Annotated in this window: 12 protein-coding genes and 3 pseudogenes; all 15 read right to left on the bottom strand. The window is 51.3% G+C overall.

Annotated elements, in window-relative coordinates:
- Positions 1–12: 12 nt before the first annotated feature.
- The 15 genes and pseudogenes from L0M14_RS04645 to L0M14_RS04580 all read right to left on the bottom strand — a co-directional run bounded on the left by L0M14_RS04645 (position 13) and on the right by L0M14_RS04580 (position 12,955).
- On the bottom strand, positions 13–1,134 hold the full coding sequence (locus L0M14_RS04645; protein WP_235121054.1) for a site-2 protease family protein: 1,122 nt from the start codon (positions 1,132–1,134) through the stop codon (positions 13–15).
- A 4-nt stretch (positions 1,135–1,138) separates the two neighbouring features.
- Positions 1,139–1,503, bottom strand: a pseudogene (locus L0M14_RS04640) (arsenate reductase family protein).
- Positions 1,504–1,848: 345 nt separating this feature from the next.
- Positions 1,849–2,793: an RluA family pseudouridine synthase gene (locus tag L0M14_RS04635; RefSeq protein ID WP_235121053.1), complete on the bottom strand. Its 945-nt coding sequence runs from the start codon at positions 2,791–2,793 to the stop codon at positions 1,849–1,851.
- Positions 2,790–3,359 carry a cob(I)yrinic acid a,c-diamide adenosyltransferase gene (locus L0M14_RS04630; protein WP_235121052.1) on the bottom strand — a complete coding sequence of 190 codons (570 nt, stop codon included), beginning with the start codon at positions 3,357–3,359 and terminating at the stop codon, positions 2,790–2,792. The genes L0M14_RS04635 and L0M14_RS04630 overlap by 4 nt, the downstream gene beginning before the upstream one ends.
- Positions 3,360–3,377: 18 nt before the next feature.
- Positions 3,378–5,009, bottom strand: coding sequence for a cobyric acid synthase (locus tag L0M14_RS04625; protein WP_235121051.1), 1,632 nt, complete (start codon positions 5,007–5,009; stop codon positions 3,378–3,380).
- On the bottom strand, positions 4,999–6,240 hold the full coding sequence (gene cobD / locus L0M14_RS04620) for a threonine-phosphate decarboxylase CobD (protein WP_235121050.1): 1,242 nt from the start codon (positions 6,238–6,240) through the stop codon (positions 4,999–5,001). The genes L0M14_RS04625 and cobD overlap by 11 nt, the downstream gene beginning before the upstream one ends.
- 19 nt (positions 6,241–6,259) lie before the next feature.
- Positions 6,260–6,412, bottom strand: a complete 153-nt coding sequence (locus L0M14_RS31400) for an adenosylcobinamide-GDP ribazoletransferase (RefSeq protein WP_311198834.1) — start codon at positions 6,410–6,412, stop codon at positions 6,260–6,262.
- Positions 6,413–6,462: 50 nt separating this feature from the next.
- A complete protein-coding gene (gene cobS / locus L0M14_RS04615) occupies positions 6,463–7,140 on the bottom strand; it encodes an adenosylcobinamide-GDP ribazoletransferase (protein WP_311198833.1) in 678 nt (225 codons plus the stop codon).
- Positions 7,116–8,078: an adenosylcobinamide-phosphate synthase CbiB gene (gene cbiB, locus L0M14_RS04610; protein WP_235121049.1), complete on the bottom strand. Its 963-nt coding sequence runs from the start codon at positions 8,076–8,078 to the stop codon at positions 7,116–7,118. Before cbiB ends, cobS begins: the two co-directional genes overlap by 25 nt.
- A pseudogene (locus tag L0M14_RS04605) lies at positions 8,078–8,437 on the bottom strand (bifunctional adenosylcobinamide kinase/adenosylcobinamide-phosphate guanylyltransferase); the annotation flags it as partial. The gene cbiB and the pseudogene L0M14_RS04605, both read right to left, overlap by 1 nt.
- Before the next feature lie 357 nt (positions 8,438–8,794).
- A pseudogene (locus L0M14_RS32195) lies at positions 8,795–8,902 on the bottom strand (bifunctional adenosylcobinamide kinase/adenosylcobinamide-phosphate guanylyltransferase); the annotation flags it as partial.
- 100 nt (positions 8,903–9,002) lie between these two features.
- Positions 9,003–10,055, bottom strand: coding sequence for a nicotinate-nucleotide--dimethylbenzimidazole phosphoribosyltransferase (gene cobT / locus L0M14_RS04595; RefSeq protein WP_235121048.1), 1,053 nt, complete (start codon positions 10,053–10,055; stop codon positions 9,003–9,005).
- A gap of 24 nt (positions 10,056–10,079) precedes the next feature.
- Positions 10,080–10,856 (bottom strand): ABC transporter ATP-binding protein, encoded by a 777-nt coding sequence (locus L0M14_RS04590; RefSeq protein WP_235121047.1) that lies wholly within the window; start codon positions 10,854–10,856, stop codon positions 10,080–10,082.
- A gap of 5 nt (positions 10,857–10,861) precedes the next feature.
- Positions 10,862–11,899 carry a FecCD family ABC transporter permease gene (locus tag L0M14_RS04585; RefSeq protein ID WP_235121046.1) on the bottom strand — a complete coding sequence of 346 codons (1,038 nt, stop codon included), beginning with the start codon at positions 11,897–11,899 and terminating at the stop codon, positions 10,862–10,864.
- Complete coding sequence (locus L0M14_RS04580) at positions 11,900–12,955, bottom strand: ABC transporter substrate-binding protein (protein WP_235121045.1); 1,056 nt, start codon at positions 12,953–12,955, stop codon at positions 11,900–11,902.
- Between the last annotated feature and the right edge of the window lie 44 nt (positions 12,956–12,999).

The following is a 12,999-nucleotide window of genomic DNA, read 5'->3' as shown; positions in this document are numbered from 1 at the left end:
TAATTAACGTCATTAAATACCCAATTGATGTACTTCACGAATCATGTAAAAAAGAAATGCAGCGAGAGCTAGATACGCTGTCCCCATCGTCCAACGAGTTCGAACCGGAACGTCAAAATACTCGTCAAGCTCATCTAACGGAATATAGTCAATTTTCACATGAATCCCAAGATAAAGCTCTTGGCCTGATCCTTCTCTGCTCAATTCCGTATTTTGAATTTGAATTTCCTTATACAGATGCTCCACTTTCACTACAGAAATCTTCTTAATCAGCGACTGCCTAGGAAAATTCAAAATTCCCTCAAAACCAATCGCATGCCACCACATGACAATTTTTTGCCCGTCTTCTTCTTGCTGCGCTAGCTTGGAATATGTCGTAAACTCCAGATCGCGTGTATGCCCTTCACCAGGAATGAACATGCCCTGCTTATGGAGATGCTCTGCGTTCCATTCGAATCGGGTTATGGCCGAAAGAACGCCTCCCGTCTTCTTGTTCTTTATATATTTCTTATACATATCGTAAGCAAAAAGAATCCAAATGATAAAGAATAGTATGCTTTTGATGTAATAAATGACGACAATTCCGCCAATGAGCCCGACTATCCATAGCCAGCGGGTTATAGCGGTCGAGATCCTTCCCCCATCCAGAGGATGTATGGGAAGAAGATTGATGAGATTAAGAAAAAATCCCATGTATGACACGGAAACCAGTACAGGTGATTGCAGCCATAAACCGATCAAATAAGCCGCCAACGCACCAACGGTGCCTAAGACAGGTCCGCCGATTCCAATAAATGCTTCTGTTGCAGCATCCCTAGGATGTTTCTTCATTGTGATTAACGCCCCTAGAAAAGGAATAAATACCGGAGCCGAAACGGGGAGACCTTTAATCCTTGCTGCAAGAACATGCCCTAATTCATGAATGAGGATCATCACGACAAGACCGATAGCAAACTGCCAAGGTGCGATCAGTGCATAAGCGCCCACACTAATGAACATGCTGATGAGAACTCCGCCGAATTTACCGAATTTTAAAGCGGAAAGCAGCAATTTCCCTTGGGACAAAAGAAACATGCCGACCGCACCGAAAATCCATAGCGGATTTTTTCGATTCGGCTTCTTATGCTGCGTCATGCAGTCACCCCTTTCCCCATACAGCCTCGTATTCCTCTTCCTTATAACCAACCGTTACCTTAGACCCGTCCGTCACAATAGGTCGTTTGATCAGCCTACCGTTGGAAGAGAGCAGCTTCAGCATGTCTGATTCGCTCATATTGGCAAGCTTATCCTTAAGTCCCATCTCTTTATACACCTCACCGGATGTATTAAAAAACTTTTTGATCGGCAGCCCGCTATGATTCCATAGCTCAGCAAGCTCCTCCGCCGAAGGGGGGTATCAAATAATGGGACATTCTCTTTGATATCAACCTCATGGTTTTTCAACCATTTGATGGCGTTGCGGCAGGTTCCGCATTTATCGTAACCAAACACTTTCACTTCCACGTGCAAATTCTCCTTTTTTCTCTGTTTTTTAATTGGTTTTCTTCAAATTTTGGGCTATACCGTCTTGAATGTCAAGCTATGAAAACAGCTCCTACATAACAAAAAACCATCCGAGAATTCAGATGGTTAATTTGTTGATAAAGTAGGGTTCATTACGAGCTTCAGTAGATTTTCTCCGAGCGCTGTTGACATTTTGTTATTCGATTGAAATAAGAACCTTATAAGGTGATAACAAAACTGTCAAAGGCGCACGCTACGCTTCTCCGAAAACTACTGATCCCTCCATTTCCCTTTATCAAAAGTCTGACCATTTGAGAATTCAGGTGGTTTTCACAGCTCTCAAGCTTACTTGGAATTCTCCTGCAGCCTAGCCTGCAAGGCTGCCAAATCGGCTGGCAATGGCGCTTGGTACTCCACCCATTCCCTGGTGCCGGGATGGATAAAACCGAGTTTGTACGCATGCAAAGCCTGTCTCTCGAGCAGTCCGGCAATTTCACGCACAGCAGGGCTTTCTTCATAGCAAGGAAGCGTGTACATCTTATCTCCGAGCAGTGGGTGTCCCAGATGCTTCATATGCACACGAATTTGGTGTGTTCGGCCGGTTTCCAACCGCAGCCTGACCAGAGCGGCTTCCGCATACTGCCGATCAAGCTCAAAATGAGTAACGGCCGGATATCCGTCAGGCCTTACCATGCGAACATGAGGCTGCTCTGGATCGCGGTCAATGGGCTCGTTAATGGTGCCTTGCGGTCCCTCTACCGTCCCCCAAACGAAAGCCATATACTCCTTCTTCACCTCGTGGCGAATCATTTGCTCCGAAATTTGTTGATGCACGTAAGGGGTCTTGGCGATAGCAAGCACGCCGGATGTCTCCTGATCGAGCCGGTGCACGGGCCTGAACCGGCAGCTTATGCCGCTCTCACGCCAGTGATGTACCACGGCATTCGCAATTGTATTCGTGTAATGCCCGTGAGTCGGATGGACGATGATTCCCGCATCCTTGGCTACGATAAGCAGATGCTCATCCTCATGCAGAATGTTCAGTGGCAGGTCCTGAGGAAGAATATCGTCCGATTCTTCTTTCTCCATCCGAACCTCCACACGATCCCCGGCTGCAACTTTTACGTTGATGTATTTCCTTTCTCCGTTCACCGTAATACCTTCTTCTGTCAGCTTCAAACGGGATAAAAGCTTACGCGATACCATAAGCCGGTTTTGTAAAATCGTCTTAAGCAGCATACCTTCATCTTCCGGCGGAACGATATAAACAAGCGGTTCGTAATAGCTCATGATTTTCTTCTAAATACATGCGCGCTGCGTTCATATTCCACATCAGCAACACCTTCACGGAAATTAGCCGTTCTCGCAATGGTAAAGAAAAGGTCCGAGAGCCGGTTCAAATATTTGCGCACTTCAGGGTTAATCTCTTGTGTCCGTGCCAATGTAACGACTCTTCGTTCAGCACGTCGGCACACAGTCCGGCAAATATGAAGTGCAGAGGATACTTGGCTGCCGCCCGGCAAAATAAATCGGGTAATATCCGGCGTCTCCGCATCATATTTATCGATCCAGACTTCCAGAGCGTCCACCATTTCTGCCGTCACTTTATAAGGTCTAGCCTCTTTCTTCAGGACAGCCAGATCCGAACCGCAATCAAACAGCTCATGCTGAACCTTCAGCATATCCTCTAACAAATCTTGAAACCGCTCTGGGTCCATGAAGCTCATAGCCTGACCCAAAAAACAATTTAGCTCATCAACAGTCCCGTACGCCTCTACACGCTCATCATCTTTATCCACTCTGCCGCCGATTACGCCCGTTTGCCCGGCGTCCCCGGTACGTGTATAAATTTTCATAAAACCCAGCCCCCTTCTCTAACGTTTCGATACTTTCATCATCTCATAAATACGAGTGATATCCAAATAACTTCGCACGTGATCAGCCAACTTGTCAAATGCCATGTCCCGCTTTTCTTTAAAACGGAGACCTGCTTCCACAGGCTGCAATCCTTTCCATTTGCGAATCTCATTCAGCCACGACAGCCGAAGGGAATCATTGTGCAAAATGCCATGCAGGTAGGTCCCCCAGACATGCCCATCTAAGGCAGAGGCTCCGTCTCCATGAAATTCAACTTTGGACTCTGGAGCATGATAAACTTCCTTAGCCCTAATCTGAAATGGCGGGTCTAGAGGCTTTACATATCGGGTGCGACCCATATGAATCTCATAACCGTCAATATCAATCCTTTGACTGCCCTTGGGTACAAACAACTCGCTATAGCCCTGTACTTGAAGCGTACGTTTGTCCGAGATGAATACTGTTTCCGTCGGAAGGAGTCCAAGCCCGGCCAGCTCCGCTATATCCGATTCCAGGAGATCAGGGTCAAACAGCTTCTCGCCCAGCATCTGGTAACCTGCGCAAATTCCTATTACCCAGCCCTTCTGATCTCTTGCAAAGCGTACAATTCGCTCGGCAAGCCCAGATTCTTGTAAGAAGAGCAAATCAGCCATTGTGTTTTTGCTTCCAGGCAGCAGTACCGCATCCGGTGTGCCCCATTCGGACAAATGCTCGATATAGCGAAAATGAACATCCTGCTCCTCCTGCAAAGGATCAAAATCCGTAAAGTTCGACAGACGTGGCAAACGAATCACTGCGATATCCAACAGGTGGGGCGCCGAGGTATGATTATTGGAAGCCATATGGCGCTTCACTCTTTTGGAATCCAGGGAAGCCGAATCTTCATCTTCAATGCCCAATTGGTGCAAATAAGGAATGACCCCCAGCACAGGTTTTCCCGTTCTCTCTTCTAGCCAATCCAGCCCTGGCTTCAGCAGCGTTACATCACCGCGAAATTTATTAATGATAAACCCCTTTACTCTGTCACGCTCTTCAGGAGTCAAAATTTCGAGCGTACCGACAATGGAAGCAAACACACCGCCACGGTCGATGTCGGCCACAAGCAGCACAGGGCTGTCCGCCCATCCGGCTAAGCGCATGTTGACGATATCGCGGTCCTTCAGGTTCACTTCAGCCGGGCTGCCCGCTCCTTCCATGACAACCAGATCATAGCTGCTGCGCAGCCGCACAAGAGCATCTTTGACAATCTGTTCCGCCAAAGGCAAATATGTCTCCCGGTAGCTTCTGGCGTCCAAATCCCGAAGAGGCTTGCCGTGTACGATTACTTGGGCGACCATGTCCTGCTTAGGCTTCAGCAAAATCGGGTTCATATCCGTGGTTGCCAAAATCCTGCACGCATCTGCCTGTACACCTTGTGCTCTGCCGATTTCCTTACCATCATAAGTCACGTAAGAATTTAGCGACATGTTCTGGGATTTGAAAGGAGCCGTCCGAAAGCCATCTTGAACAAAGATGCGGCATAAGGCCGCTGTCAAAATACTTTTGCCAACGTCCGAGGCTGTTCCTTGTATCATAATGGTAGGGGCGAGTTCTGAACATAGGCCTGCGTCGGCAGCACAACGCTCGCCCGGAACGCCGCTATGACTCACGAAGGTTCCCCCTTTTGCTCATGTCGTTAATATTCAGCCCCGTCCCATTCTCCAAACGTTCAGGCTGCTCAGAGTCTACTTGTCGATCATGAAACACACGCTCAAGGGGCTCGTCCTCTTGCCCCGCATAATGGCCAGACAGAAGCTTATTTTGATGGTCGGACAGCATTCCCCTAAGCTCTGAAACCAGCTGTACATTATCCGCTCTCAGCCGAACAGCTACACGGCAATACCGATCATGCAGACCCTCGAATAAGGAGGCATCACGAATTAGAATGCCCTTTAGACCCATTTCACGCTGTACTTCCTTCACCGTTAAGCGTAGCTCCTCGGGAAAGGAGAAAAGAAGAAAGTTGACATCGCTGTTTGTGACTCGAAGGCCTAACTTCGTCAGTTCATTTGCAAGCCATGGCGCTTCTACCGCCAGCCATTCCCTGCTTTTCCGTTCGTAGTCAGCATCGTCTAATACAGCGCACCCGATCAATTGAGCTAAATAGTTGACGCTCCACTGGACCTGCATCGCCTTTAGCTTTCGGATCCAGTCCGGATGAGCGACGATAAACCCCAGACGAATCCCCGGGACCGAGTAAAATTTAGTCATGGATCGAATGACAAATACATCTTTATTCACTGCTGCCAGCTTGATCATGGAATGTTCTCGTTCATCCGGGATAAAATCCATGAAAGCCTCATCCAGTACGACCCGTTTACCGCTGCTCACCAGCTCCTCAATAACCTGTCTCGGAATCAGTTGCCCTGTCGGATTATTCGGGTGCCCCAGGAAAAGGAGATCGCACGAATCGTAGCTAGATATTAAATCCTCACTACGAAGAATAAACGAGTGCTCAGCTTGAAGCGGTATCGAATGAATGCGTCCCCCTGCTTGATGGACAGCTTCCTCATACTCCGAAAAAGAAGGCCTGCACAATCCCGTTACACTCGGCTTCAACAGCTTTACAACAAGATCAATCAGCTCGGCCGCACCATTCCCGACTAGAATACTCTCTGCAGGAATATCGTATTTGTGCGACAGCTTGCTGCGCAGCTCCCGAACATCCGGGTCCGGGTATTTGACAATATCTCTCCAATGCGTAAGCATGATCTGCTCCACAGCAGACGGCGGACCAAGCGGATTCATATTTGAGCTGAAATCAAGAAACTTGTCTGCAGGATGTCCAAATGCTTCAGACGCTGTCAGCAGATCCCCTCCGTGACCATATCGTTCCAACACACGATTTCCCTCCATTTTTTCACATCCATAGAATAACAGCTAACAGCAGCAGCAAGGACTCCAGCAATTCGTTTAAAGCCCCATATGTATCCCCTGTTAAACCGCCAAGCTTCCTGCTTATGAACTGAGCCATGGTTGCTCCGAGCACCCACGTACAAATACCCGTTAACAACGGAAAACTCCAAGCATGGATGTAACCCGAGTAGTGTGTAAAATCTCTAGCTATGCACAAAAAAACAGCCAATTTGTAACCAGCGCCGCAAGAGCCGAGAACACGACATGGGACGCACGAACCGTTTGAAAAAGCCCTCCAAGCCCGGATTCCTTCCTCGCATAGGGCCACATATAAATGGACGCAGCCATAAACCACCGGCTCCAGCAAGGAATGATCACGAGTACAAAGCTGACACTATTGCTTATCCCGTTGCTGACACTGTTGCCGACACTGCTATCGACAAAGATACTGGCATCCCTGTCCGCTTGCAGCAGCGTATACAGAAGCGAGAGCTTTAGCAGCAAGTGCAGGACGCAAACGATCACGCCCATCGCTCCGACACGGCTGTCTTTCATAATTTCGAGCATTTTCTCGCGTGAGCGGTGGCTGAGAATACCGTCCGCCGTATCCATCAAACCGTCTAAGTGCAGGCCTCCGGTAATTCCTACCCACATGGCCAAGAGGATGACAGCTGCCGGAAAAGGAGGCAGCAGATGCTTTAAGACCACCTCTGCTCCCCATAGCAACAGACCAATAACAGCACCGGCCAGAGGGTAAAAGATCACGCTGCGGCGGAAAATTCGCTCCGTATATTCAAAACGCAGCGGAACGGGCAGCCGAGTCAAAAACTGAAAGGCTGCCGCCAAAGCATGCAGCCAGCCTACAACAACCATGCGAGTGCGCATAGCAGCCCTCCCATCGCAACAAAACTGACGCCGTACAGCATCCGTACGGCGGCTGCAATATCCCGCTGCGTCCGCGGTCGCAGCGGCCAGCCCAGGCGTGCGCGCTCGCTCGCGACGCCGCTGTAGACATTCAGCCCGCCCAGCTCAATCCCGAGTGCCCCGGCTACCGCCGACTCGGGAATTCCGCTGTTCGGGCTGGGGTGCAAGTGCGCGAAGCGGCGAATCGCAGCCGCCGCTCTTCTGGCTGAGGCGCCCGGCTGCAGCAGGGCGACGATCACAAGCAGGATCCCGGCGATACGGGCCGGGACCCAGTTCATCACGTCGTCCCATCTAGCCGACGCCCAGCCGAACCGGCGGTACTTCTCGCTCTTGTAGCCGACCATCGAATCCATCGTATTCGATGCCCGGTACAGCATCGCAAGCGGCGCCCCGCCGATAAGCGCGTAGATCAGAGGAGATACGAATGCGTCCACGATATTCTCCGCCACCGTCTCTACGACGGCCCGGGTCAGCTCTTCCTCGCCAAGCCGTGTCGTATCCCGCCCTACAATGTAGCCTGTATAAGTGCGTGCGTCCTCCAAATTACCGCTTTGCAAGGGTGTAGCAACTAAATAAGCCGCATCTTTTAGACCCTTCACTGCCATGGTCGTGGAGATCAGCCAGGTCGAAACCAGATAGCCCAGCCATTCATGAACAGATTTGGCTGCGATTACAAAAGCCAGCGTAACCGTGAAGCTAAGAAGCACCGTTGATAGCGTTAGCAGTACACCTTTGGCCTTTAGCGCGCCCCCTTGCAGCAGCCTGCGCTCCATAAAGCTGATCCATCTGCCGATATAGATGACCGGATGCGCCAGCCATTTGGGATCGCCGATCATCCAATCGACGACGATTGCGGCAGCTGACATCAACACGAGCTCCTGCCACGAGTACAGCCACATCAGCAATCACCCGAATTCGCAGTAGCGTCAAAGCTGTACGCCAGCCGCTTCAGCTCGACTGGAATGCCCGCTGTGACGAGGAACACCTCGTCACAGACCGCAGCCAGACGCTGATTCATGCGTCCGGCGCAATCACGAAAGCGTCGTCCCAGCGGGTACTCCGGCACAATGCCGTCACCCACCTCGTTGGTGACGAGCACCAGGTGTTCTCTGTAGGAGGACACCGCCTGAACAAGCTCCTCGATGCGCTCATCCACCTCGCGCAGCCCGTCCTCACGGCTCTCGCAGCGCAGCATCCAGTTCGAGAGCCACAAGGTCAAGCAATCGACCAGCACCGCCACCGGCTGTTGGTCCTGTACGCCTCCATACGGCACGCCAATCCCGCCCTTGACCGCTTCGCCTTCGCTCACGCCTCCGTCAACCTGCCGACAGGACTCCGCCCCCGCTTCAGGCACGCTAAATGGCACTTGCATTGATGCACCTTCATCAATACGTCCAGGTTCATGCTTACAAGACGACTTCTCCGCGTCAGGCACACTACATGCGCCTTGCATCGATTCGCCTTCACCCACTCTTCCGGCTGTATGCCAACTAGACACTGCCCCCGCGTCCGGCACGCTACATGCGCCTTGCATCGCTTGACCCCAACCGCTCGCCGCCTGCAGCTCGCGCAAAAGCTGCGCCAGCTCATACGGCTCTTCCCGGGTTTCCCAAGGAAACCCGGATTCCAGCCGCTGCCGGCGGTGCAAATCGACCCGCTCCCTCATCTCTTCATCGTAGATGTGCGAGGTCGCGATATAAATGCCGCTCTGGCAGCGATGCATCGCTAGCCTCTCAGCAAAGGCACTCTTACCGCTGCGAGCGCCGCCAGTCACTAACACTGCCATATATGTTCCTCCGTTTCCTTCATCCGCCTCCGGGGGCTTAAGAGCGCGATACACCGGCGCTCTCGAAGGTTGCCATTTCCCGCATAATTTTGCCTGCAGCGTCAATCAGGTTGAAGCAAAGCACAGCGCCTGTACCTTCGCCAAGGCGCATATCCATGTGCAGCATCGCTTCCAGTCCGATCGCCTCCAGCAGCCTTCGATGTCCTTGCTCCTGTGAGAGGTGCGAAGCAATCAGATATGCTGCGCTAAGCGGAGCCAAGCGAGTCGCGACAAGAGCTGCGGCGGATGATATAAATCCGTCAATCACGACCGGACAACCATGCTTAGCCGCACCTAGAATCACGCCGACCAGTCCGGCGATCTCCAAACCGCCAATCTTGGCGAGCACATCCAGGACATCCTCACCAAGCGGGTCATGGACCTCCAACGCTCTTTGGACAACAGCTTGCTTATGAAGCCATGTCTCGTCATTGATCCCAGTCCCCCTGCCTACAGCAAGTCCGGCTTCAAGGCCGGTTAAAGCGCACAGCAAAGATGAGCTTGCCGTCGTATTCCCGATTCCCATGTCTCCCGTCGCAAACAAGGTGTAGCCTTTACGAACGAGGTCCTCCACCACCTCGACTCCGGCCATAATAGCCCGCTCTGCTTCCTCGCGAGTCATCGCAGCCTCGCGCACCATATTGCGCGTACCTTTACGCACCTTTTTCGAAACTAGCTGGGGATGCTCCAGATCGGCATTCACACCGACATCGACACAGACGACGTCTGCCCCAGCTTGTCTCGCCAATACATTGACCGCTGCTCCTCCTGCCAGGAAGTTCATAACCATTTGGGGGGTTACCTCGGCGGGAAACGCACTAACTCCCTCTTCGCATACGCCGTGATCTCCTGCCATGACGACGACAGCCTTTTTCTCAAAAACCGGCATCGTCTCCCCAGTTATACCCGCCACCTGTCTGGCTATCTCCTCCAGTTTACCCAAGCTTCCTGGCGGTTTGGTCAGCTGATTCAGATGTCCCTCTGCACGTGCGATGGCCTCCTCTTGAAGGGGCCCAATCCCTTGAATCACTTGTTCTATGTTTGACATCATGCATTTCTCTCCCTTTCAAGTTCATCACTTACCAGGCTGAAGCAAAATTTGCGGAACCTGCACCACCGGATGACGCAGCACCACCGGCTCCGTATCATAGATGCTTTTAATCATCTCACCTGAAATCATCGCCTCGGACGTTCCAATTCCAGCGATTTTCCCATCATGCAGCGCCATGAGGCGACCGCAATATAAAGCAGCAAGATTCAAGTCATGCAGCACCGCTACCACGGTTAGTTCCGTTTCCCGCTGCCATTCTTGGATATAGTCCATCATCTGGATCTGGTAACCGATATCCAAATAGGTCGTTGGCTCATCCAGCAAAAGCAGCCTCGGCTGCTGAGCCATAACCTTTCCCAACGCCACACGCTGCCTCTCTCCTCCGCTAAGCTGTTCCAAGGTGCGACCTTGAAGCCGCTTTAGATCCAGCTTTTCCAAAATCGAGTCTACTAGCTGCCCGGCCTCAGGGACATCATCTCCAAGCCAATTTTGAAACGGGTATCGGCCCATCTCGACGATTTCTCTAACAGTAAATCCCACAGGGGGCAGAGCATCTTGCTGCAGCACCGCTACACACCTGGCAAGCACTTTGCGCGAGTAGTTTCCTATCGGCTTTCCCTCTAGTCTAACGCTGCCCTTCATGACAGGAATAACGCCCGATAGCGTGCTGAGCAGTGTCGTTTTGCCGCTTCCGTTCGGTCCGATAACGCCAAAAAACTCACCTGGGTGAATATAGAAGCTTACTCCTTCCAGAACATTCCGCTTCTGAAAGCTTTGCGTCAACCCTTCAACCTGTATCATGAGATTCACCCTCTTTGCTTCTTTTTATCGCGGTGGAGCAAATAGGCAAAAAACGGGGCTCCTAAGCACGCGGTGATCACACCTAAAGGAATTTCTGTGGGACTTAGCAGCGTCCGTGCCAGCGTATCGGCCCAAAGCACATATATGCCTCCACCGATCATGGAAAGCGGTATAATCAACCGGTAATCCGGCCCTACAAGGAGTCTCACCAAATGAGGAATAATCAGTCCGACAAAACCGATTACACCAGCCACCGATACCGCAGCAGCCGTAACAAATGTAGCGACAATCAACACAATCAGCTTAGTCCTCTCGACGTGAACACCTACATGAGCCGCTTGCCTTTCTCCGAGTGACAGCACATTCAAAGACCTTGCGTACCCTGCTAGAATGCAAATACCGATCATCAAATAGGGAGTGATCGTCAGCGTATAGGACCATCCCCGCATCGCTAAGCTTCCCATCAGCCAAAACACGATTTCATTAATGACCTGCTTCGATAACGAAACCATGAAAGAAACAATCGCTCCCAAGAAAGCCTGCATAATCACACCGGACAAAATGAGCGTCTCCAACTTCAGCATTCCGTCCGTTTGTGCCAGCTTCAATACAACAAGTAGGGAAGCAAGCCCTGTAGCAAAAGCGACGATAGGAATCGACCACTGCCCGAACCAAGCATATTGTAGCCCGAAATAAATCAGGAAGGCCGCACCGACTGAAGCACCTGACGAAACGCCCAGCGTGTACGGATCTGCGAGCGGATTGCGCAGCACACCTTGGAAGGCAGCGCCAGCAATGGACAGCGAAGCCCCGACGAGAATGCCAAGTATAACCCTGGGCAGCCTTACCTTCAAAATGATTTGCTCCGAGGAAGCCGGCCAGTTGGTCTGGATATAATCTCCGGACCACGGGAGGTGCTTGCCTATAATTGCCGCTATCTGCAGCAAAGGCAGCTGTGCTGTTCCGATAGATAGACTGACTAGAATAGAAAGAAGAAGGAGTACACTCCCTACTCCTCCCCAAATCGCCAGTTTTCTTTTCATTTATTTCACCAATTCAGGATAAATCGCTTTCGCCATGGCAACCAATCCATCCGTCATTCTCGGCCCCGGGCGGCTGAGCAGATTTTGATCGATTCCGACTACGCGATTGTTCTTGATAGCGTCAATTTGGTCCCATCCACTGCGGCCGCGAATAATTTGATCGAGCGATTTTCCGCTTTTATCATCAACAACCCCTTTAGAGAATAGAATCACATTGGGATTTTGCTGAATGACCTTTTCCTCACTGATCTGATGCCAGCCTTTGACATCCCCAGCTGTATTGACGCCCCCGGCAATTTGAATCAGCTCGTCCATAAACTCGCCGCTGCCGACCGTCCAGCCTGCGCTGAATTCAATGTATACTTTCTTCTTCGATTCCGGCTTGACACCTTTCACAGCATCCTCGACCCTTTGACGGTCAGCATTCATTTTTGCCGCAACCTCTTCCGCTTTCTCCTGATGGTCGGTAATCTTCCCGAAGGTCAGCACATCGGCGATTGCATCATCCAACGTTTTCGGCTCCACCTTGAATACTTTTAGATTCATAGCCCGCAGCTTCTCCACCACATCCGTCTTCATGGATACACCAGTAAAAATGATATCCGCATTGGCCGCAATCAAAGCTTCTTCGTTCGGTTTTGTGATGCCTCCCATTTTGGGCTTGGTTGTCGCTTCAGCCGGATAGTCATCAAAATCCGATACGCCCGCAATCTGATCGCCTAGCCCAATTGCAAATAACCCTTCGGTTTCAGCAGGCGACACGGACACAATGCGCTGCGGCGCTTTTTCGAAGGTAAACTCTTTTCCTGTAGCATCCTTAATCGTGAGCGGATACTGCGTTTTCTTAGCTGCAGACGGCGCAGCACTCGCTGACGTGTTTACCGGCGGAGCGGACGATGCTGGGCTCGCTGACGCATTTGCGGCCGAAGCCGTTTCCGTTGATGGTGCAAGCGGCTCCTTCTTCGTCTCATTCGAATTACCGCAGCCGGCCAAACTAATTGCAGCCACAGCGGCTAATCCTATGAGCGCCGATTTCTGAAGGTACGGTTGTTTCATTCTCTGTTTCCCCCTTTACTTTGCTTTTTCTTCCTTCTCCACAC

The sequence above is a fragment of the Paenibacillus hexagrammi genome (assembly GCF_021513275.1).
GTDB classification, from domain to species: Bacteria; Bacillota; Bacilli; order Paenibacillales; family NBRC-103111; genus Paenibacillus_E; species Paenibacillus_E hexagrammi.
This window is presented reverse-complemented; position numbering and strand designations above follow the sequence as displayed.

Bases quoted from the DNA above. Each gene is read 5' to 3' on its own strand.
- L0M14_RS04645 (WP_235121054.1), bottom strand. From the start codon at position 1,134: ATGACGCAGCATAAGAAGCCGAATCGAAAAAATCCGCTATGGATTTTC.
- L0M14_RS04635 (WP_235121053.1), bottom strand. From the start codon at position 2,793: ATGAGCTATTACGAACCGCTTGTTTATATCGTTCCGCCGGAAGATGAA.
- L0M14_RS04630 (WP_235121052.1), bottom strand. From the start codon at position 3,359: ATGAAAATTTATACACGTACCGGGGACGCCGGGCAAACGGGCGTAATC.
- cobS (WP_311198833.1), bottom strand. From the start codon at position 7,140: ATGCGCACTCGCATGGTTGTTGTAGGCTGGCTGCATGCTTTGGCGGCA.
- cbiB (WP_235121049.1), bottom strand. From the start codon at position 8,078: ATGTGGCTGTACTCGTGGCAGGAGCTCGTGTTGATGTCAGCTGCCGCA.
- cobT (WP_235121048.1), bottom strand. From the start codon at position 10,055: ATGATGTCAAACATAGAACAAGTGATTCAAGGGATTGGGCCCCTTCAA.
- L0M14_RS04590 (WP_235121047.1), bottom strand. From the start codon at position 10,856: ATGATACAGGTTGAAGGGTTGACGCAAAGCTTTCAGAAGCGGAATGTT.
- L0M14_RS04585 (WP_235121046.1), bottom strand. From the start codon at position 11,899: ATGAAAAGAAAACTGGCGATTTGGGGAGGAGTAGGGAGTGTACTCCTT.
- L0M14_RS04580 (WP_235121045.1), bottom strand. From the start codon at position 12,955: ATGAAACAACCGTACCTTCAGAAATCGGCGCTCATAGGATTAGCCGCT.